The organism is Cellulomonas sp. (assembly GCF_035634735.1).
Lineage (GTDB): Bacteria > Actinomycetota > Actinomycetes > Actinomycetales > Cellulomonadaceae > Cellulomonas.
Genome location: NZ_DASQCJ010000091.1, coordinates 1 through 18,725 on the forward strand (window position 1 = coordinate 1; position 18,725 = coordinate 18,725).

Here is an 18,725-nt window from a genome sequence, read left to right on the forward strand (position 1 = left end):
GTCGCCTCGTCGCCCGCGGACGGCTCGGCGCCCGTGACCAGCACCGCCCGCCGCCCCGTCCCGGCCCCCTCGTCCGCCGGGCGCGCACGGTCCGCGCCGAGCGCGGTCCCCGGGGGCTGCCCGCCCGCAGCGTGGCCCGCGCGCCCGGCGCCGGCCACCCGTCCGGCCAGCGCCGCCCGCACGAAGCGCGCGACGTCCGACCGCAGGACGTCCGGGAAGTCGGCCTCCACCCGGTCGAGCGCGACGCGGGTCGCGGCCACGTCTCCCCCGCCGCGCAGCAGCGCGCACGCCGCGAGGCCCGCGGCCCCGGCGTGCGCGGCGGCCTCGAGCCACGGCCGCAGGGACGCCGCCAGGGCGTCCGCCTCGGCCCCGCCCGCCGCGCGCTCGCCCCGGCCGGCGGCCCCCGGCTCGTCCGGCCCGCCCGGCTCGCCATCCCCCGGCCGCCTCGGCGCCCCGCCCGTGTCTGCAGCCGGGCGCCGGACGGCCCCCGCCGTCGGCGCCTCCGACGCCACGCCCGCGTCCGCCGCGCCCCCGGCGAGCGCCCGCATCCGCCCCTCCACCTCCGCCAGCGCCCCCGCGTCCCCGGCGAGCGCCGCGTCCAGCGCCCGCGCGAGCCCGGCGTCGCGCGGCGCCCCCGGCGGCCACACCGCGCACGCCCGCACCAGCGGCCCGACGACCCCCGCGCGCGGCCCGGCGACCGTCGCCAGCGCGTCCGCCGCCGCCCGCGCCGGGTCGTACCCGGCGGGGTCCCGCGCCCACGCGCCGACGGTCGCGAGCGGGAGCCGGGACGGCAGCGCCTCGATCATGGCGTTCGCGACGATCCCGTCCAGCGGCAGCCCGTCGACGTCGCCCGGCCGCCCGGTGAGCGGGCCGAGGAACAGCCGGGTCCGGTCGAAGTCGTTGACCGGGAAGTTGTCCCACAGCACGATCCGCCGCCCGAACGCCGCGGCCGCGGCCAGGACGTCCTCGCGGGTGACGGCCCCGACGACGACGTCCCGGCCGGTCCACAGCACGCGCGCGTCCGGGGGGAGCGCCGCGCCGAGGGCGTCCCGGTACGGCGACCGCCCGCAGCCGGCGTAGTCGGTCGGGCACACCGTCATCGGGCCCGTGAGCCCGTGCGGCAGCAGGAACGCCTCCCGGAACCGCGCCGCCGCCTCGCCGTGCGCGCGCCCGCTGCCCGCCTGCCCCGGGCCGTACGCCGCCAGGTCCGCTGGGTGCGGCAGGTCGTACGGCACGTCGTCGAACAGCAGCCACACGTCCCCGACGCCCGCGGCCCGGACCTGCTCGGCCTTGGCCGCGAGCGCCGCGTGCTCGGCGTCGTCGGTGAACCGCATGGACAGCCCCGGGGCGACCGACCACACGAAGGCGACCCCGGCGGCGGCGGCGCGCGCGGCGAGCTCCCCGAGCCGGGCCAGCTCGGCCTCCGGGTACGGGTCACGCCACCGCTCGCGGTGCCAGGGGTCGTCCTTCGGCGCGTACAGGTACGTGTCGAGGCCGAGCGCCGGGGCGGCGTCGAGCAGCGCCAGCCGCTCGTCGTGCCGCCACGGCGGGCCGTAGAACCCCTCCACCACCCCGGCGGACAGCCGCCGCGGGCTCCCGCACCCCGCTCCGGCGGTCGGGCGGGCGTGCTCGTGCGGTCGGCGTCGACGCGGCATGCGCACCAGCCCACCAGCGCCGATGCCGGGTTGTCAATCCGCGCACACGTGTGCGGTTACGCACATTTCATTCCGCCGGCGACCGCCCATCCCGGCCCGCTCGCCCCTCGATATGGGATCGATTGCAGCGTACGATCGGATCGACCACCCGCGCGACGACGCACGAGGAGCACGATGAGCCGGCCACGCCAGACCACGGGCGCGCCCCTGTCCAACGCACCGGCGGGCACCCAGCCCCGGGACCTGCCGCCCCACCCCCGCCCGCACGCGACGCCGGACCGGACCATCCACATGATCGGGAACTCGCACATCGACCCCGTCTGGCTCTGGCCGTGGCAGGAGGGCTACGCCGAGGCGCGCGCCACGTTCTGGTCCGCCGTGCACCGCATGGACGAGTACCCGGACTTCGTGTTCACCTGCGACCAAATGGTGCTGCTGTCCTGGGTCGAGGAGCAGGACCCGGAGCTGTTCGCCCGCATCACCGAGCGCGTCGCCGAGGGCCGGTGGGTCAACGTCGGCGGCTGGTGGGTGGAGCCGGACTGCAACATGCCGATGGGCGAGTCGTTCGCCCGGCAGGGCCTGTACGGGCAGCGCTACCTGATCTCCCGGTTCGGGAAGCCCGCGACGGTCGGCATGAACGCGGACCCGTTCGGGCACAGCGCCAGCCTGCCGACGGTGCTCCGCGGCCACGGCCTGGACTCGTACCTGTTCCTGCGGCCCGGCCCGCACGAGAGCGCGCTCGACGACACGCTGTTCCGCTGGCGGGCACCCGACGGCAGCGAGGTGCTCGCGTACCGCATCCCGTTCGAGTACTGCTCCCCCGCCGGGTCGGTGGACGGCCAGGTGGACAAGGCGCTCGGCGCGCTGGACCGGTCGCTGGGCGACGTCATGGTCCTGTTCGGGGTCGGCAACCACGGCGGCGGCCCGACGATCGCCAACATCGAGTCGATCCACCGCTACGACCGCATGGGGTCGTTCGGCCGGCTGCGGATGTCGTCGCCCCGCGAGTACCTGGACGGCGTGCGCGAGCGCGGCGCGGAGTTCCTCGACGGCCTGACGACCTGGGCCGACGACCTGCAGCACCACGCGCCCGGCTGCTACTCGGCGCACTCGGGCATCAAGGCCTGGCAGCGCCGCGCGCAGTACGCCCTGCTGTCCGCCGAGCGCTGGGCCGCCGTCACCGCCGTGCACGACGGCACCCCGTACCCGCGCGAGGACCTCGAGCGCGCCTGGAAGCAGGTGCTGTTCAACCAGTTCCACGACGTGCTGCCGGGCTCCGCGATCGAGCACGCCTACGACGACGCCCGCGACCAGCTCGGCGAGGCCGTGTCCGTCGCCAAGCGGATCATCACCCGCGCGCACAACACGATCGCCCGGCAGGTCGACATCCCCCAGGACACCGCCACCCAGCCGGTGCTGGTGTTCAACCCGCACCCGTGGCCGGTGTCGACCGACGTCGAGCTGCACTACGGCTCGCACCCCGGTGCGGTGCACGTGGTCGACGGCGACGGGCGGGCGGTCGTCTCGCAGCCGACGCAGTCGCGGGCGGCCACCAACCAGACCGGCCGCGGCGCCCTGGTGTTCCGCGCCGAGGTCCCGGCCCTGGGCTACCGGCTGTACCGGGTCCGCACCGAGGCCGAGCCCGCGCGCCCGGCGTGGAGCAGCGGCGCCCCGGGCGCGCTGTCCGCGAGCGGGACGGTGCTGGAGAACGACCTGGTCCGCATCGAGCTCGACCCGGCGACCGGCTGGATCCGCTCGTACCTCGACAAGCGCACCGGGCTCGACGTCCTGCGCGGGGTCGACGGCAGCGCGCACACGCAGGTCTGCGACGACCCGACCGACACCTGGGGGCACCGGGTCGTGTCCTACGCGTGGGCGGGCGACAGCATGAAGGTCGCGCGCGTCGTGGTCCGCGAGTCGGGTCCGCTGCGGGCCCGGGTGCGCGTCGAGCGGGAGTGGGGCGCCTCGACGCTGATCGAGGAGCTGCTGCTCGACCACGACTCGGCCGTGCTGCGCGTCGACGTCACGCTGGACTGGCGGGAGCGGGCGCACCTGCTCAAGCTCCGGTTCCCGACCGCGCTGGCCGACCCGCGGGCGACCTACCAGATCCCGTACGCCGAGCTCGAGCGGCCGGTCGACGGGGCCGAGGAGCCCGGCCAGGGCTGGGTCGACCTCACCGGGACGCTCGACGGGCGGCCCGCGGGCCTGACGCTCGTCACCACCAACAAGCACGGCTACGACGTGTCGCCCGGCGCCGAGCCGAGCATCGGCGTCACCGCGGTGCGCAGCCCGGTGTACGCCTGGCACGACCCGCGGCTGCTCGACGGCGACGACGTGTACGCGTACCAGGACCAGGGCGTGCAGCGGTTCTCCTACGAGCTGGTGCCGCACGCCGGCGACCGGCACGCCGCGGACCCCGGCCGCCGGGCCGCGCTGCTCGGGTCGCCGGTGCGCGCGATGCTCGAGTCGTTCCACGCCGGCGCGCTGCCGCACACGGGCTCCTTCGCGTCCGACGACGGCGGCCCGGTGCAGATCACGGCGCTGAAGGGCTCGGAGGACGCGGTGGACGGGCCCGGGGGCGCCGACCTCGTGGTCCGGGCGGTCGAGACCCGCGGCGAGCCGGGGACCGCGCGCCTCGCGCTGCCGCTGGTGGGCCGGACGGTCGAGGCGGAGTTCGGGGCGTTCCAGCTGCGGACGTTCCGCGTGCCCGCCGACCCGGACGCGCCGGTGGTGGAGGTCGACCTCGTGGAGCGGCCGCTGGCCGGCGCGGGGGACGACGTGCGGTCGGTGGCGCCGGGGTCGACGCCGGCGGAACCGGCGGGCCGGGCGCCCGCCGACGAGCCGCCGACGGACGACCACGCGGCCACCGACGCGCTGACGACGACCGAGGCGTCGACCCCGGACGCCACGGGCCGCCCGCGTCCGGCGGAGGCGCCGTCGGCGGACGACGCGGGCTGACGGCCCCGCCCGGACGCGAGCGGGCGGACGACACGTCGAGTGAGCACCCCGCGGGTGCTCACTCGACGTGTTCCCTGCTCGCTCGCCGCGGGGCGGGCGCGGGCGCGCCCCCGCCGACGCGCGCCTCACGCCTCCCGGCGCAGCACCGCGTCCCCCACGCCGTGCGGCCCGAGCCGCACCGCCCCGCCACCCACCACGCGCCCCGGGCCGTCCCACGCCACCTGGGCGTCCACCGGCTCGGCGCCGACGTTCCGGAGCCGGACCCGCACCGTCCCGTCCGGCAGCGGCCGCACCTCGGCCAGCACCCGGTCCGCGGGCTCGACCCGCAGCCCCAGCGGGCCCTCGGCGGCCACCGCCCCGTCGTACGCCCGCGCCTGCAGCGGCTCCGCGAGGTCCCGCCCGAACACCCGGACCCGCTCGCGGGTCACCGGGCCGTCGACCGCCGCGAACCGGTACCGGTACGTCCGGGTGCCCTCCTGCCGGGCCTGGAAGTTCGTGAAGTGCAGGTTGTTCATCAGCCAGGACGAGACGTACCCGGTCGGCGCGCGCAGCGTGCGCGCCCACTCGCCGGTGTGCAGGCCGCCGAGCTGGACCAGCGGCGCGTCGACCGCGCCCCAGAGCACCCCGCCGGCCGTCCCGGGGGCGTGCACCCCGACGGCGTGCTGGATCGAGTACCAGTCCTTCGAGGTGTCGGGCAGCTGCTCGGTCTCGGCCGCGTACACGGCGCCCGCCGTCTCCAGCAGGAACTCCGGGTCGGCCACCCGGAACGGGAACGCCACGTGGATGCTCTCCGGCCCGAAGGCCTCGGGCTTCACCAGGGCGACCTCGAGGTCCACCACGTCGAGGTCGCGGTACAGCGTCAGCGTCGTGGCGGCCGCGGGCAGCCCCGGCGGGGTGGTGCGCCACGCGATCCGCACCCACGCCTCGCCCTCGGTGACCAGCGGCTCCTCGTCGCCGGCCGCGTGCCGCCGGTCGAAGTCGGGCCCGGGGAGGTCCGGGTGGAAGTCCTTGGGGTCCCGCACGACCATCGGGTGCGTGCTGCCCGGCGCGACCGTCTCCGTGACCACCGCACCCAGCCCGTGCCCGGCGGCCTCGGCGTCGACCAGCTCGCGCCCGCTCGGCACGTGCACCAGCGAGACCACGCCACCGCGGGCCGGGTCGACGACCGCCCGGTACGCCCCGCACGCGACCTCGCGCCCGGCCCGGGCGAGCCCGGGTGCCGCCGGGAGCGGCACCGTCGCCACCCCGAACGCCGGCACGGTCGCGACCGTCCGCGCGCGGGTGCGGCCGCGGACCTCGACGTCGACGGGCTCGGTGCGCGCACGCTCGGTGGGGTTCACGACGACGACCCGCGTCCCGTCGGGGCCGCCGGGGCCGCCGGCCGCGCCCGCGTCCCCCGGCCCGCTCGCCACCACCCGGAACAGCCCCTCGACCGCCAGGTCCCGCGCGAGGTCGAACGCCCCGTACGCGAACCCGGCCTTGGCGTTCCAGTGCGAGTGGCTGAACGACGAGTGCGGCTTGGCGTAGGTCTCCCAGGACCCCCAGGTGTGCTCCGCGAACAGCAGCAGCTCCGCGTCCACCCGGTCCAGGTCCCGCGCCACCTCGGCGTCGGACCGCAGCCGCACCGGCCCGCGCCGGTAGCCCATGACGTCCGCGAGCGACGGCGCCCCGTCTCCGCGCAGCCGGGTGAGCCCGAGCGTGGTCTGCGCGGCGCGGGCGAACGACCGCGCCTCCCGGTAGACGGCGACCTCCCGGGCGGTCGACCCGTGGCCGTGCGCCCACCAGTCCGACCACTCGCCGCGCGCCACCGGCACGTCGGCGGCCTCCGCCTGCGGGCGCAGCACGTCCAGCGCCTCGTCGATCGTCGCCGTGCGCATCGGCACGTCGGGGTGCCGGGCGTTCCAGTGCCGCACGACGTCGAGGAACAGCGCCGTCGGCCAGCGGTTGTCGTTGGCCGCGTGCACCACCGCGGTGTCGTAGGGGTAGTCGTCCCGCTTCTCGAGCGCGGCCACGAAGTCGGCGACGTGCGCCTCGGCGGCCTCGACGTCCCCGTCGACGATCCCCCACTCCTCCCCGACGCCGTAGTGCGTCGACAGCCAGGCGAACACCCGCCCGCCCGCCGGCCCCTCCCACCAGAAGCCGGTCGGCTGCGGGTAGGGCGGGCGGCCGTGGTCGGGGTTGAGCGCCATCACGAGCCGGTCGACCCCGGCGCGGCGCATCGCGTCGACCGCGCCCCAGGCGATGCCGTTCACGTCCCCGTGCTGCTCGGTGCGCACCGGCACGCCGGCCGCCCGCAGCCGGTCGAGCGCGTCGTACGCCGCGCCGAGCTCCGCGTCCCCGAGCAGCTGCGTCATGTTGAGGTAGCCGCCGGTCACCGCGACCCGCCCCTCGGCCACCCGGCGGCGGAGCCGCTCGACGTCCGCCGCGCCCGCGGAGTCGAGGAACCGCAGCACCGGACGGGCGACCTCGAACGTCCAGCGGAACGCGTCGGGGCCGTCGCCGTCGTTCGTGTCGCACAGGTCGAGCACCCGCAATACGGTCGCGGCGTGCAGGTCGTCGACCAGGCGCGGGCTGTTCGTGTAGCCGACGTCGTGGTGGGTGTGTCCCACCAGCAGGACCTGCCGGACCGGGCGGTCCAGCAGCGGGCCGCCGCGGGGCGGCTCCGTCGGGGCGGCGGGGTGGTCGATCGGCGTCCCGTCAGGTGTGGACGGCATCGTCGAGTCCTCACTTTTGTGGCATCGTTTCCATATGAGCCTAGTCACACGACAGGCTGTCAGTCCACGGTCATCAGGCGTCGGACAGGCGTGATCACACCGTGATCGCTCAGGTCTTGTCTCAGCCGAAGGCCCTGAACTACCGTCCGATGTGGGAAGGTTTTCAGATCCTCGGCACCGCAGCCGGGGACTCTCCCGCGGCCGGCGACGACGCCGGTCCGCCGGTGCGAGGAAGGGAAGACGTTCATGAGGAAGAGTCGCCGCGCCGCGATCGCCCTGCTGCCGGTCACCGCGCTGGCCCTGGCCGCCTGCAGCTCGGGCGGAGGTGGTGGGGACGAGGGGTCCAGCGGGTCGACCGACTTCAGCACCGAGGCGTCGGGCTCGCTCAAGGCCTGGGGCTTCGAGAACGCCGACGACGTCGGCCAGTCGCGCCTCGACTACGCCGCCGACCAGCTCTCCGACGTCCAGATCGACCTGGACGCCACCGCGTTCGACGCGCAGAAGTTCACCACCCGGCTCGCCTCCGGCGACGTCCCGGACGTGGTGCAGATGGACCGCCGGTACGTGACCACCTACGCGGCCCAGGACCTGATCCTGCCGCTGGACGCCTGCTACAGCGCCCACGACGTCGACCCGGAGGAGCAGTACTACCCGTCGGTCGTCGACGACGTGCGGTACGGCGACCAGGTCTGGGCGGTGCCGCAGTTCTACCAGCCGCCGGCCATCATCCTGAACAAGCGGGTCATGGACGCCGCCGGGGTGACCGCGGACCAGATCGACACCTCGCAGCCCGACGTGCTCGTCGCCGCGATCGAGAAGATGTACGCCGAGAGCGGCGGCGTCCCGACCACGCTGGGCCTCGACCCCGTCGCCACCGGACAGGGTGGCCTGTGGATCCTCGGCCAGGGCGGACAGCTCACCGACGCGGACGGCAAGCCGACGCTCGACGACCCGTCCAACGTCGCCGGCATCGAGCTGCTCAAGCAGATCACCGACGCCCAGGGCGGCTTCGCCAAGGTGAAGTCGTTCACCGACTCGTTCGACACCTTCGGCGACAACAACCAGTACGTCACCGACCAGGTCGGCGCGCAGGTGAACGCCCAGTGGTACCCGAACGTGCTCGGCGCCTACGTCGGCCAGATCCAGATCGAGGCGGTGCCGTTCCGCGACCAGGACGGCAACCCGTTCTCCGTCGCCTCCGGCACGGCGTTCGTCATCCCGGCCGGCGCCCAGAACAAGGACGCCGCCTGCGCCTGGATGCTCGACCTGACCTCGCAGGACGCCTGGATGGCGGCCGGTGAGGCCCGCGCCGACACCATCGCCACCGACGGCGGCATCAACACCGGCCTGTTCACCGGCTCGCCGGCCGCCGACCAGGCGATCCGCGAGCAGTACGTCACCGAGACCGGCGACGCCGGCTTCGACCAGGTCATCGCGACCTACTACGACGTCGTGGAGTACGGGAAGACCTTCGGGTCCTCGCCCGCCGGCCAGGACATCCAGAACGAGCTGAACAACGCCATCACCGCGGCGCTGCTCGGCGACAAGACCCCGGAGGAGGCGCTGGCCGACGCCCAGACGGCGGCCCAGCGGGCGTACGACAACATCACGGGCGGCTGATCGACGCGCCACCCGCGCACGAGGGGCCCCGCCGGTCGACGCCGGCGGGGCCCCTCCGCGCGTCCGCGGCCCGCGGCGCGGCGGCCGCCGGCAGGGTGGACGGGGTGCCCAGCGCCCGCCCGGGTCGGTACGGACCCCGGCCACGCCCGACGGCTCGCCGGGGACCGCACGACCGAACGGCCGCTCCCGGGCCGGTCGGCTCAGCCCCGCGCGCCCAGGAACGGTCGCGGCCGGCGCCTGCCGTGCCGGCGACCCGTGGCGACCCGCTGGTCGTGGTCCGCCTGGGCCAGCCGGCGCTGGTCCGCCAGCATGGACAGCCCGCCGACGCCGCGCAGCAGCCCCGCCCCGAGCGCGAGCATCACGCCGCTCGCGATGATCAGGTCGGCCGCGGAGCTCTGGGTGAGCGACCGCGCGCGTCCTCCGGCCTCGGCGTCGGGCACGACGCGCACCTCGTCGCCGACCGCGAGGGGGTGGCTCCCCGGCGCGAGGTCGACCGTGCGGCCGTCGGGCAGCCGGACCGCCGCGGTGTACGTGGTGCCGACGTCGGCACCCAGGCGCTCGACCAGGCTGCGGCTGCCGTCGTCCCGGGTGGCGTCGACGCCGACCGCCGTGGCCACCTCCGGCGCGGCCTCCCAGGGCCAGGCGATCCGCTCGGCCGGGACCCGGCCGAGGCCGCCGTACGTCCCGACCCCGACGACCAGCACCGCGACCACGACGCGCGCCGCGCCGCCCAGCAGGTCGGCGGACGCCGCCCCCGCGAGCGCCTGCGGGGTGCTCCACCAGGTGCGCGCGCCCGACCGTTCCCGGGCCGGACGCCGCTCGACCCGCCCGGTCGCGAGCATCGTGCCCAGCCGGACGCCGTCGCCGAGCGCGACGAGGTCCTCCGTGGGCCGCGCGCGCACGAGCGTCGTGCTGCCGCCGAGCGCCAGGAGCGCCACCGTCAGGCGACGCGGGAGGACGCCGCGCGCCACCTGGAGCGCGACCCAGCAGATCCCCCACCCGAGCGCGGCCACCGGTGCCAGCGGCAGCAGCCCCGCGAGCGCGAGCCGGTCCGCGCCGGGCACCCGACCCGGCCGCACCGCGGTCGTCACCAGCCGCAGCGCGCTCGACCAGCTCCCGAGGACGATCACGAGCGCGCCGAGGACCAGGACCAGCCGGTCGTCGCCCCGGCGCCTGGCGACCGCGAGCGCCGCCGCCGTCACCTGCGGCTGCTCCACCTGAGCCGGCGACACGACCAGCAGGTCGTGCCGCAGCCCCCGGAACGGCACCGGTTCCGGGAGGTCGGCGGCGGCGACCAGGACGGTCGGCGGCGGCTGGCCGGTGGCGCGCGCCGCATCGGCGAGGCGCGCGACCTCGTCGGGCGCCGCCGGCACCACGCGGCCACCGAGAGCCACGACCACCGTCCGCACCAGGGCGGGCGACCACACCACCAGCGCGGCCGGGCCCACCGCCAGCAGCGCGCCCGCGACCCGGTACCCGGGCGCGGTCGCGGCGAGCAGCAGCAGCGCGGGCCCGGTCATCCCGAGCCCGAGCGCGACCACGGCGGGGACGCCGAGCAGGATCAGGCGGACCCACCGGAGGAGCAGCACCCCCGCAGGGTAGCGGCGCGCCCGGCGGCGGGGGCTCAGCCCCGGTGCTGCGCGAAGAACTCCCGCAGCACCGCGCCGCACTCCTCCTCGCGCACCCCGCCGACCACCTCGACCCGGTGGTTCAGCCGCGAGTCGCGCACCACGTCCCACTGCGACCCGCACGCGCCCGCCTTGGGGTCCCACGCCCCGAGCACCAGCCGCGGCACCCGGGCCAGCACCGTCGCCCCCGCGCACATCAGGCACGGCTCCAGGGTGACCACCAGCGTGCAGTCGTCGAGCCGCCACCGGCCGAGCGCCTCCGACGCCGCGCGCAGCGCCAGCACCTCCGCGTGCGCGGTCGGGTCGGCGTCGGCCTCGCGGCGGTTCCGGCCCGCGCCGACCACCTCGCCGCCCGGGCCCAGCACGACCGCGCCCACGGGGACGTCCCCGGTCGCGGCGCAGCCCGCGGCCTCGGTCAGGGCCAGGCCCATGGCGGTCAGGTCGTCGGGGCGCGCGAACATGCGCCCCATCCTCGCGCACGCGGGCCGGGCCCTCGCCGGCGCGGGGGTCGGCGCAGGGGTCAGCGCGCCGCGCAGTCCACGCAGGTCCGGGCGGTCGGCACGGCGCGCAGCCGCTCGACCGGGATCGGGCGGTGGCAGCGCGCGCAGGTGCCGTACGTGCCCGCCGCCAGCCGGTGCTCGGCCTCGTCGATCTCCCGCAGCCGGTCCCGCTGGTCGTGCGTCAGGGCGTCGAGCAGCCGGCGCTCGTAGGCGATGGTCGACCCCTCGGGGTCGTGCTCGTCGTCGGCCACCGACTCGCGGGACGCGGCGACGACCGCCGCGCGCTCGGCGTCGGTGCCGGCCAGCCGCGCGAGGGCCTCGCGCCGCCGCTCCTCGAGGAGCGCGGTCACCTCGGCCGGGTCCAGCGTCGTCGCCATGGCACCAGTATCCGCCCGGACAGCGCGGCGCGGCAGGTCGAGCGACGCGGGGACCCGCGGCCGGCCCCGCTCAGCCCGCCAGGACCCGCGCCTTCGCGGCGGCGTACTCCTCCTCCGACAGCGCACCCGAGGCCCGCAGCGCCTGCAGCCGCTCGAGCGCGTCGACCACCGAGCCCGCGCCGCGGCCGCCCGCGGGTGACGAGGCGCCCGACCCCGCACGACCCGCGCCCGCCGCGCCGGCCGCCCCGGTCCGCCCCGCGCGCGCGGGGCCGCCGCCCGGGAGGTCGTCCTCGGGGAGCGGCAGCAGGACCCGGACCGCCTGCTCCCGCGCGCGGCGGCCGGCGGCCGTCAGCGGCGGCGACGGCACCACGACCACCAGCCGCTCCCCGTCGTCCGGCCGCGCGGGGTCGTAGTAGGCGCGCGGCGGGTGCTGGAACGCCTCGCGCGGCACCCGGGCCCGCACCGCGTGCCGGACGCCGCCGGCGTCGGCGAAGTGCACGGTCGCGCCGACGACCGGGCCCGTCCCGCTCTCGTAGTCCTGCACGCGCGCCCAGGTGCCGGTGCGGCCGCCGAGCCGCGCCAGCAGCCCCGCGCCCCGCAGCACCCGCACCCCGCCCCACAGGGCGGCGACCAGGCCGAGCGCGAGCACCAGCGCCGCGACGAGCACCGGCCGGCGCACCGCCTGCTCGGTGGTCAGCCCGTCGGTCACGGCCGCCGACCAGCCGGCGAGCAGCGCCCCCGAGCCGAGCACGACCGCCAGCCCCGGCGTCGCCCGGCGGGCGAGCGGCGCGGCGACGGCCGCGGCGGCGAGCAGCACCAGCCCGCCCAGCACCGGCGCCGCCCCGGCGAAGTCGTCCGTCGCGCAGGTGCCGGCGAAGCACTCCCACCGCACGAGCGTCGCGTCGTGCGCCCCGAGCCGCAGCAGCCACCACGCCACGGCCCCGAGCGCGACGGCTGCGAGCGCGGTGCCGGCGGTGCGGGCGCGCGAGCGGGAGAGGACGGACGGGGCGTCGGGCGAGGCGGTCACGCCCCCATCCTGCCAACGCCGCAGGTCGGCGGGGGCGGGCCGAGGCGGACACGGCCCCGGAACACCGCCGGGCTAGCCTGCACCCCGTGCCCGAGATCGCCCGCCACGCCCGCGCCGTCCCCGCCTCCGGCATCCGCCGGATCACCGAGCTGGCGTGGTCGCTGCCGGGCGCCGTGGTGCTCAGCGTCGGGGAGCCCGACCTCCCGACGGCGCCGCACGTGCTGGAGGCCGCCCGCGCCGCGCTGGACCGCGACGACACCCGGTACACGCCCAACGGCGGCATCGCCCCGCTGCGGGACGCGGTGGCGGCGTGGCTCGACCCGGAGCACGCCCCGCCGGTCCGCCGCGACAACGTGTGGGTCACCGCGGGCGGCGCGCAGGCGCTGCACCTGGCGCTGAGCCTGACGGTCGGCGCGGGCGACGGCGTCCTCGTCCCCGACCCGGGCTACCCGCCGTTCGCGATGGCGACCCGGCTGCTCCAGGCCGAGCCGCAGCCCTACGCCCTGCGGCCCGGGGACGGCTTCCTGCCCGACCCCGCCGCCGTCGAGGCGGCGATCACCGACCGCACCCGGGTGCTGCTGCTCAACTCGCCGTCGAACCCGCTGGGCACGAGCCTGCCCGAGCACCTGGTGGCGGAGCTCGTCGACGTCGCCCGGCGGCACGACCTGTGGGTGCTGTCCGACGAGTGCTACGCGGCGTTCACCTACGAGGCGCCGCACGTCCCCGCCGCGCGGTTCGACACCGACGGCCGGGTGCTCACCCTGCACACGTTCTCCAAGACGCACGCGATGACGGGGTTCCGCGTCGGGGTGCTGGTGGTGCCGGACCGGATGGCGCCGCTGATGCCGACGCTGCAGGAGTCGATCGTGTCCTGCGTGAACACCCCGGCGCAGTACGCGGCGCTGGCCGCGCTCACCGGGCCGCAGGACGCGGTGGCGCACGCGCGGCAGACCTACCGGGAGCACCGGGACCTGGCGACGGCGATCCTCGACGAGCGCGGCATCCCCTGGCTGCCCGCGGCCGGCGGGATCTACCTGTGGGCGGACGTCTCGCACGCGAGTGGCGGCGACGTCGCGGCCTGGGCGGAGGACCTGGCGCGCACCGCGGGGGTCGCGGTCGCCCCGGGGTCGGCGTTCGGCGCCGAGGGCGAGGGCTGGGTGCGGATCTCGCTCACGGCGAGCGCGGAGGACCTGCGCGCCGGGCTGTCCCGGCTGCCGGCCCGGGCGGGGGCGGCAGCGGGCTGACGCGCGGCGGCCCCGGCCCCACGACCCGGCCGCCCGGGCGCTCAGTGCTCCGCGAGCGCGTCCTCGAACGCCGCCAGGACCGCCGGCGAGAACAGCACGAACCGCACCAGGTCGAGCGCGTCCGGGTGCCCCGCGGCCCACGCCCGCGCGGCGGCGACCGCCACCTCGGCGACGGTCGCCGGCGCCCAGCCGTAGACCCCCGCGCTGACCGCCGGGACGGCGACCGTGCGCGCGCCGGCCTCCGCGGCGACGTCGAGCGACCGGGTGAAGGCCGAGCGCAGCAGCGCCGGGTCGGTCTCGCCGGCGTGCGCGTCCGGCCCGACGGTGTGCACCACCCACCGCGCGCGCAGCCGGCCCCCACCCGTCGCGACCGCGTCGCCGACCGGGAGCCCGTCCGGCAGCGTCGTGCGGCGCAGGTCCCGGCAGGCCGCCAGCAGCTCCGGCCCGGCGGCCGCGTGGATCGCCCCGTCGACGCCCCCGCCGCCGAGCAGCGACGAGTTGGCCGCGTTCACGACCGCGTCGACGTCCTGGTCGGTGATGTCCCCGAGGACGGCCTCGATGCGCATGCCCCCATCGTGGCGCGGACCCGGGCGCTCGTCCTGCGGGCGCGACCACCCGGGCCTACGGTGGCCCCACCTGCGAGACCCCGGGAGGACACCGTGACCGAGCCGATCCCCACCGAGCCGATCCCCGCCGGCCCCGACGGCACCGAGCCCGTCCCGGTGCAGCACGACGGCCGCGAGGACGTGCCGCAGCTCGAGGCCGACGAGACGATCCCGCCGCGCCCCGAGGAGGACGTCGCCGACGTCGCCCGCGCGGTGCCGGACCCCGCCGGGCACGGCGTCCCGGAGGTCGGGGCGGACGAGGCCCGCCTGCACCCCTGACCCGTTCACCCGGGGGCGCGCCGGGCGCCCCGGGCGACGAGCGGCGAGCCGTGCGGCATGCTGTCGGCGTGCAGATCAGGCGCGTGCAGGAGGACGACTGGCGGTCGGTCCGCGACGTGCGGCTGCGCGCGCTCCGCGAGGACCCCGACGTGTTCGGGTCGTCGCTGGCGCGCGAGGAGCTGTTCGCCGAGCCGCACTGGCGCATGCGCCTGCGCAGCGCGTCGACCTGGGTGGTCGACGAGGAGGGCACCCCGCGCGGGCTCGTCGGGATGATCCAGGAGCCCGGGTCGCCGACGTCGGACCGCCACGTCGTGCAGCTCTGGGTGGCTCCGGAGGCGCGCCGCCGCGGCATGGCGTGGGCGCTGCTCGACGCCGTGAAGGACGCCGCGCGGGCGGAGGGGGCCGAGACGGTGTCGCTGTGGGTGGTCGACGGGAACCACGCGGCGGGCGACCTGTTCGTCCGCGCCGGCTTCGTCCGCACCGGCGAGCGGCACGCCCGGACCCGCGACTCGTCGAAGGTCGAGGAGCGCCTGGTCCTCCGCCTGACCTGAGCCCGGCGGCGTCAGGCGTCCGGCGCCGACTCGAGCAGCAGGGTCACCGGGCCGTCGTTCACCAGGTCGACCGCCATGTCCGCCCCGAACACCCCCGTGGCGACCGTGATCCCGCGGGCCCGCAGGTCCGCCACCACCGCGTCGACCAGCGGCTCCGCGACGGGCCCCGGCGCCGCGGCGTTCCAGGTGGGCCGCCGGCCCTTGCGCGCGTCGCCGTAGAGCGTGAACTGGCTGACGACCAGCACCGGCGCGCCGGCCTCGGCGACCGACCGCTCGCCGCGGAGGATCCGCAGGTCGGCGACCTTCCGGGCCACGTACTCCACCTGCGCGGGGCCGTCGCCGGGGGTCACGCCGACCAGCACGACCAGGCCCTCGCCCTCGAACGCGCCGACGACCGCGCCGTCCACCGTGACCGAGGCCCGGCTGGCGCGCTGGACGACCGCCCTCACGCGGCCGCCCTCACGCGGCCGGCCCGGGCGCCGCCGGCGCGAACGCCGGCACGACCGCGCCCACGGGCTCGCCGTGCCCGAGCACGGGCACGTCCCCGAGCGCGTCGAGCGCCGCCAGGTCGACGCCGGGCACCGCGGCGGCCCCCGCGACCCGCAGCGCCGCCGCGAGCACGGCCGGTCGCGGCCGCCCGCCGCCGTCGGTCACCTTGAACGCCACGGCCGACCCGTCCGGCAGCGCCGCCGCGTACACGCCGTCCGCGCCGTCCTTGGCCACCAGGCCGGGCACCGCCCGCATCGCCCGGGTCACGTCGCGCGACGCGCCGCCGACCAGCTCGGGGTGCTCCGCCATCGCCAGCGCCACCCGGGCGAGGGGCGTGCCGGGGTCGGCGACCGGAGCGACCGCGATCCGCGCGAACGCGCGGGCGAGCCCGGTGAGCGTCGTGGAGAACAGCGGGGCGCCGCAGCCGTCGACGGTCACGTGCCAGGCCTGCTCGCCCGTCAGCTCCTCGACCGCCGCGCGGCACGCGACCTGCACGGGGTGCTCGGGCTCGCGGTACGCCTCGGGCCCCCAGCCGGGCTCGCCGGCGTGCGCGACGCAGGTCGCCAGCATCGCCGCGTGCTTGCCGGAGCAGTTCTGCGCGACCGGCTCCCTGCCGTGCCCCTCGGTGCGCCACGCGAACGCCGCCTCGGCGTCCAGCGGGAAGTCCGGGGTGTTGTCGAGCGCGGACTCGTCCAGCCCCGCGCCGAGCAGCGTCTCGCGGACGACCCGCAGGTGCTCCGGCGTGCCGTCGTGGCTGGCGCAGGCGAGCGCGAGGTGGGGCCCGTCCAGGTCGAGGCCCGCGCGGAGCATGCCGACCGCCTGCAGCGGCTTGAGCGACGACCGCGCCAGCACGGTGACCTCGGGGTCACCCAGCGCCAGCCGGACGGAGCCGTCGGGCGCGAGCACGACGAGGTGGCCGAGGTGCACGGACTCGACGAGGTCCCCGCGCACGACCCGGGCCAGCGGGACCGCCGCCGCGGCCACGTCGCCGGCGCCCGCGGCGTGGCGCACGACGACCGCCGCGGCGGCCTCGCCGCGCAGCCGCTCGGCCAGGTCGGGGCCGCCCTGGCGGATGCCGGGCACGCTCACCACCCGCCGCGGGTCGGGCCCTGGCCGCCACCGCCGCCGCGGCGGCGGGAGTGCGGCGCGACCGCCGGGCGCACGTCGACCAGGTAGACGATCGCGGCGACGGCGCTGAGCAGCGCGAGGAACGTCGGGAACGCCCCAAGGCCCAGCGGCGGCGGCACCGAGAAGAACGCCACCGCGGTCGCGATGCCCAGGATGATCGACCAGATCTGCTTGGTCTGCTTGCCCGCCGCGACGTACGCGGAGGCGGGGCGGCGCAGGGCGTCGACCAGCGCCCACACCGCCAGCACCAGGATGACGAGGGTGAACAGGAGGAACAGCAGCACCTGCACGTTGCCGAAGATCACGGGGCGAGCCTACGGGGCGCCGGCCGCCGCGCGCCCGGCGGGGGGCCGCGTCAGATCTCCGGCAGGGCCTCCCGCGCCGTGCGGGGGTCGACCCCGGCGGCCTCCAGCAGGTCCACGACCAGCGACCGCACGAGCAGCAGCAGGCTCTGCGCCTGGAGGTCGTCGGGCGTCAGCGTGAACGGGTCGAGCTCCGCGGCCAGCCGGAGCAGGTCCTCCCGGGCGCGCAGCGGCTCGGTCCCGTCGCCGAGCGCCGCCGCCAGCGCGTCCGCCGCCAGGGCCACCCGGTCCACCGCGTCGGCCACCGGCCCGAGGTCGCGGGCCCGGTCCGCCTGGACCGACGCCAGCGCGCGCCGGGCCAGCACCCGGGAGTTCCGCACCGCCCGGTCCACCCGCACGGCCGACTGCCCGACCCAGGCCAGCTCGGTGCGGTGCCGGCGCGCGGCGGGCGACACCCGCGCGAGGTCCCGGGCCGAGGACGCGGCGTCCTGCCACTCGTCGAGCGCGGGCTGCGACGCCCGGCCCCGGATCAGCGCGTCCTCGACGTCGTGCTCGGAGCGGCCGCGCATGCCGCGGGCCAGCAGCCGCAGCATCCCCGCGAGCTCCTCCACCGCCGCCCGGCCCTGGGCCCGAGGACGGCGGCGCGGGTCGCTCGGCGTCAGGGCGGCGACGGCGAGCGCGACCAGGCCGCCGACCAGCGCGTCGGTCCACCGCCCGACCGGTCCGCCCGACGCGCTCACCGCGGGCAGCCCGACGATGACGATCGACTGCACGCCCGCCTGGGTCGTGAGCATCGGCCCGCGGTCGAGGAACCGGGCGATCAGCGCCGCGACCAGCAGCACGAACGCCACCTGCCACGCGCCGGTGCCGATGACGTGCACCACGAGGTCGCCCAGGCCGACGCCGATCGCGACGCCCACCGCGAGCTCGGCGACCCGGCGCAGGTCGCGGTCGGCGGTGAACCCGAGCGCGATCCACGCGCTGACCGGTGCGAAGAACGGCGCGCTGTGCCCGAGCACGGTGTAGCCGATCCAGTAGGCGACGCCCGCGGCGAGCACGGCCTGCAGGATCGGCACGAACGCCGTGCGCACCCGGGCGCGCCCCTGCCGCACGCGCGCGGCGACCTGCACCCGGACCGCCGAGGGCCCCCGGTCCGGCCGCGCGCCCGTCACCGGCGGGTCACAGCATCGGGTGGCCGCCGAGGCCGCGGGTCAGCGGCCCGCGGGCGGCGGGTCGGTCGACGGACACGCCGTCGCCCGGCACCACGATCTCCTGCCCGGCGGTCAGCACGCCGCCGTCGGCCTCGACCACGACCTCGACGTCCACCGGCACCGAGCGCTTCACGACCGCCAGGGCGACCGGGCCGAGCTCGTGGTGCCGGGCGACGGTCGTGACGACGCCGACCTCGCGGCCGGGCTCGCCCGTGGTGAGCAGGTCGCCGAGGTCGCGCACGACCGCGCCGGCCTCGGGGAGCACGTGGCCCGACCCGTCGAGGTGCAGCATCACCAGGCGGCGCGGCGGCCGGCCCATGTTGTGCACCCGCGCGATGGTCTCCTGCCCCCGGTAGCAGCCCTTGTGCAGGTGCACGGCGGTGCGCAGCCAGTCGACCTCGTGGGGAATGGTGCGGTGGTCGGTCTCGAACCCCAGC

At 77.7% G+C, this 18,725-nt stretch carries 17 protein-coding genes; 5 read left to right on the forward strand and 12 right to left on the reverse strand.

The window, feature by feature from the left end:
* The coding region (locus VER05_RS08235; RefSeq protein ID WP_324844886.1) for a beta-N-acetylglucosaminidase domain-containing protein at positions 1-1,655 on the reverse strand (1,655 nt) is incomplete at its 3' end.
* 174 nt (positions 1,656-1,829) lie between these two features.
* Here VER05_RS08235 and VER05_RS08240 point away from each other — a divergent pair.
* A complete protein-coding gene (locus VER05_RS08240) occupies positions 1,830-4,613 on the forward strand; it encodes an alpha-mannosidase (protein ID WP_324844887.1) in 2,784 nt (927 codons plus the stop codon).
* 125 nt (positions 4,614-4,738) lie between these two features.
* On the opposite strand, the gene VER05_RS08245 is transcribed toward VER05_RS08240, so the two are convergent.
* Entirely contained in the window at positions 4,739-7,327 is a 2,589-nt protein-coding gene (locus VER05_RS08245) for a hypothetical protein (RefSeq protein ID WP_324844888.1), read from the reverse strand.
* A gap of 246 nt (positions 7,328-7,573) precedes the next feature.
* On the opposite strand from VER05_RS08245, the gene VER05_RS08250 reads away from it, so the two are divergent.
* Positions 7,574-8,947 (forward strand): sugar ABC transporter substrate-binding protein, encoded by a 1,374-nt coding sequence (locus tag VER05_RS08250; RefSeq protein ID WP_324844889.1) that lies wholly within the window; start codon positions 7,574-7,576, stop codon positions 8,945-8,947.
* A 200-nt stretch (positions 8,948-9,147) separates the two neighbouring features.
* Here VER05_RS08250 and VER05_RS08255 read toward each other — a convergent pair whose 3' ends face one another.
* From VER05_RS08255 to VER05_RS08270, 4 genes are all read right to left on the reverse strand, one after another.
* Entirely contained in the window at positions 9,148-10,536 is a 1,389-nt protein-coding gene (locus VER05_RS08255; RefSeq protein WP_324844890.1) for a hypothetical protein, read from the reverse strand.
* Positions 10,537-10,571: 35 nt separating this feature from the next.
* Complete coding sequence (locus VER05_RS08260) at positions 10,572-11,036, reverse strand: nucleoside deaminase (RefSeq protein ID WP_324844891.1); 465 nt, start codon at positions 11,034-11,036, stop codon at positions 10,572-10,574.
* A gap of 59 nt (positions 11,037-11,095) precedes the next feature.
* Entirely contained in the window at positions 11,096-11,452 is a 357-nt protein-coding gene (locus tag VER05_RS08265) for a TraR/DksA family transcriptional regulator (RefSeq protein ID WP_324844892.1), read from the reverse strand.
* A gap of 70 nt (positions 11,453-11,522) precedes the next feature.
* On the reverse strand, positions 11,523-12,479 hold the full coding sequence (locus tag VER05_RS08270) for an SHOCT domain-containing protein (RefSeq protein WP_324844893.1): 957 nt from the start codon (positions 12,477-12,479) through the stop codon (positions 11,523-11,525).
* Between the two features lie 86 nt (positions 12,480-12,565).
* Between VER05_RS08270 and VER05_RS08275 the strand changes: the two genes are divergently transcribed.
* Positions 12,566-13,723: a pyridoxal phosphate-dependent aminotransferase gene (locus tag VER05_RS08275; protein ID WP_324844894.1), complete on the forward strand. Its 1,158-nt coding sequence runs from the start codon at positions 12,566-12,568 to the stop codon at positions 13,721-13,723.
* Positions 13,724-13,764: 41 nt separating this feature from the next.
* Here VER05_RS08275 and VER05_RS08280 read toward each other — a convergent pair whose 3' ends face one another.
* Complete coding sequence (locus VER05_RS08280; protein WP_324844895.1) at positions 13,765-14,289, reverse strand: O-acetyl-ADP-ribose deacetylase; 525 nt, start codon at positions 14,287-14,289, stop codon at positions 13,765-13,767.
* Positions 14,290-14,382: 93 nt separating this feature from the next.
* Here VER05_RS08280 and VER05_RS08285 point away from each other — a divergent pair, with 93 nt between their 5' ends.
* Both VER05_RS08285 and VER05_RS08290 read left to right on the forward strand, forming a co-directional pair.
* Positions 14,383-14,607, forward strand: a complete 225-nt coding sequence (locus tag VER05_RS08285) for a hypothetical protein (protein WP_324844896.1) — start codon at positions 14,383-14,385, stop codon at positions 14,605-14,607.
* Between the two features lie 68 nt (positions 14,608-14,675).
* On the forward strand, positions 14,676-15,158 hold the full coding sequence (locus tag VER05_RS08290; protein ID WP_324844897.1) for a GNAT family N-acetyltransferase: 483 nt from the start codon (positions 14,676-14,678) through the stop codon (positions 15,156-15,158).
* 11 nt (positions 15,159-15,169) lie between these two features.
* On the opposite strand, the gene dtd is transcribed toward VER05_RS08290, so the two are convergent.
* The 5 genes from dtd to VER05_RS08315 form a co-directional block, all read right to left on the reverse strand.
* A complete protein-coding gene (gene dtd, locus VER05_RS08295) occupies positions 15,170-15,607 on the reverse strand; it encodes a D-aminoacyl-tRNA deacylase (protein WP_324844898.1) in 438 nt (145 codons plus the stop codon).
* Positions 15,608-15,617: 10 nt separating this feature from the next.
* Positions 15,618-16,631, reverse strand: a complete 1,014-nt coding sequence (locus VER05_RS08300) for an asparaginase (protein WP_324844900.1) — start codon at positions 16,629-16,631, stop codon at positions 15,618-15,620.
* A 101-nt stretch (positions 16,632-16,732) separates the two neighbouring features.
* Entirely contained in the window at positions 16,733-17,080 is a 348-nt protein-coding gene (locus tag VER05_RS08305; RefSeq protein WP_308160943.1) for a DUF2516 family protein, read from the reverse strand.
* Between the two features lie 50 nt (positions 17,081-17,130).
* Positions 17,131-18,189, reverse strand: a complete 1,059-nt coding sequence (locus tag VER05_RS08310; RefSeq protein WP_324844899.1) for an FUSC family protein — start codon at positions 18,187-18,189, stop codon at positions 17,131-17,133.
* A 67-nt stretch (positions 18,190-18,256) separates the two neighbouring features.
* Positions 18,257-18,725: YgfZ/GcvT domain-containing protein (locus VER05_RS08315; RefSeq protein WP_414647584.1), on the reverse strand; the 469-nt coding region annotated here is incomplete at its 5' end.